General features: G+C 72.1%; 2 protein-coding genes. Both read right to left on the bottom strand.

The window, feature by feature from the left end; translation table 11 throughout:
- Nucleotides 1–1,546: glycosyltransferase family 2 protein (locus ACR9ZK_RS21415; protein ID WP_481343984.1), on the bottom strand; the 1,546-nt coding region annotated here is incomplete at its 3' end.
- A 229-nt stretch (nt 1,547–1,775) separates the two neighbouring features.
- Nucleotides 1,776–2,067 (bottom strand): hypothetical protein (locus ACR9ZK_RS21420; protein ID WP_481343985.1); only part of this gene is annotated, 292 nt, incomplete at its 5' end.

Consider the following 2,067-nt stretch of genomic DNA (forward strand, 5'->3'; position numbering starts at 1 on the left):
GATCGCGCAGGTACCGGAACAGGATCTCGCCCGAGTCGTTCGCGTCGTGGATCCGGTCCATGAGCACCCACGCGTCCGCGAAGACCTTGCGCACCTGCGGCCGCGCCGCCAGGAGCCGCACCGGGTCGACCTTGAGCCGGCGAGCCGCCTCGCGCTTGCTCGGACGCCTGCCCTGCTGCGCCTTGCGGAACCGGTCGGCGAGCGCCTTGGCTCCCAGCGCGCGGACGTGGACACCCTCCCACTCCTCGGCGAGGTCGAGCCGCACGCCGTCGACCAGGAGCTCGATGGTGCCGCCGGCCGGGACCCAGAGCACCCGCTCCCACATCACGGTCGCGCCGAAGAAGTCCATCCGGCGGGTCTTCGCGTGCAACGGAGCCGTCGGCACGCCCTGGAAGCGGAACTGCTCCGACGGCGCCTCACCGACGTACCGGTACCGCAGCCGCACGACCCTGGTGGCGCGGTCGAACCGGTCCGTCACGGCGTACGGGGTGTGCCAGGAGGTGTCCGCGAGGCCGTGCAGGAGGATGTCGCGCCAGTGCGGCTGCAGCTTGCGGATGCCGAAGGAGTCGACGACGTCGGGAGTGAGCAGGTCGGCGATCTCGCGCAGGGTGCGGCGGAACTCGGCGCCGAGCTCGCCGTCGATGGCCGACGCCGAGCTGGCCATGGCGTCCTCGGACGAGAAGTACCAGGACAGGTCGTAGAGGATGGTGTTCTGCAGCCACATGGGGACGGCGCCCCACTGCTCCCTGGCGTCGACGAGCAACGCGAGGTAGCCCTCGCGTGGTACGACGCCGTAGCGGCCCGTGGCCGAGATCCCGGTCTGCAGCGTCGAGGACTGGTCGGCCCGCTTGCGGTAGACGTACCTCGCCGACGCGAGGAACCCGGTGCGACGCGTCGGCGCCGCCATGAGGTAGCGGGCCGCGAAGTCGCCGTCCTCGAAGTTCGGACGCAGCCGGTGGTTGAACCGGAGGTCCCCGACGAGGTCGCGCCGCAGGACCGAGGACGTGGCGCTGTTCGGGATGTAGGAGGTGGCGGCGTCGAGGTCGACGAGCGTGTCGCCCGCCGCGAACATCTTGGCCCGCGGATGCTTGGCGAGGGTGCCCGTGGACTCCAGGTGCAGCACCATGTTCGCCGAGACGAAGCACACCTCGGGGTGGCGCCCGACGAACGCGGCGACCGCGGAGAAGAAGCCCGGGTCGAGGGTGTCGTCCGGGTCGGTGAAGGTGACCCAGTCGCCGGTGGCACGCTCGAGGCCCGCGTTGCGTGCCGCGGCCTGCCCGCCGTTCTCCTGGGTCAGCACGACGACCTCGAACGGGGCGCGCCCAGCCCACGCGCGGAGGACTCCGAGACTGTCGTCGGTCGAGCCGTCGTCGACCGCGACGACCTGCAGGCGCGACGGGTCGTAGTCCTGCTTCTCGAGCGACTCGAAGAACTCGGGCAGGTAGCGGGCGACGTCGTAGACGGCCGAGACGACCGAGAAGGTCGGTCCGGGGGATCCATCGACCCCTGCCGGTCGCTCCGCTCCCGTTGCCCTCGCTGCGACCACGTCCCGTCCCTTTCGACCATGAGGCGAGCCACCACCGGAGACGGTCCCGCAGGCAGGTGCGGGGCGCGCGTCCCGAGCCGCGGCCGTACCCGCCACATGGTAGACCGGGCCCCCGTGGCCGCCCGGAGGAACGGCCCCGGGCGCGCCGGGCGCAGGACCGGGTCGAACGGGCGGAGCGCCGGATGCGGACAGCGTGACGCGTAGCGCGGGTGCGGCCCGGCGGGTGTGGTCAGCCCGCCGGGCTCAGCTCCGCTGCGTCCGCGACCACGGCCCCCTTGGGCTCGGCCGTGACGCCGTCGAGGGCCTCGATGGCGGCGGTGACCCGCTCGCAGCACCGCCCGTCACGCATCGGGAACGTCGCCTCGATCCGCGCCTGGTACTCCGGCGTCGCCGCATACCCGTGCTCGGCGATCTGCACGACCGCGCGCACCGCGTCCTCGGCCTTGTCCACGACCGGCCCGAAACCGTCCCGCCGGTACTGGAACTGTCTCTTATACACATCTGACGCTGCCGACGACGGA

Source organism: Monashia sp. HAY1-5C (assembly GCF_056755255.1).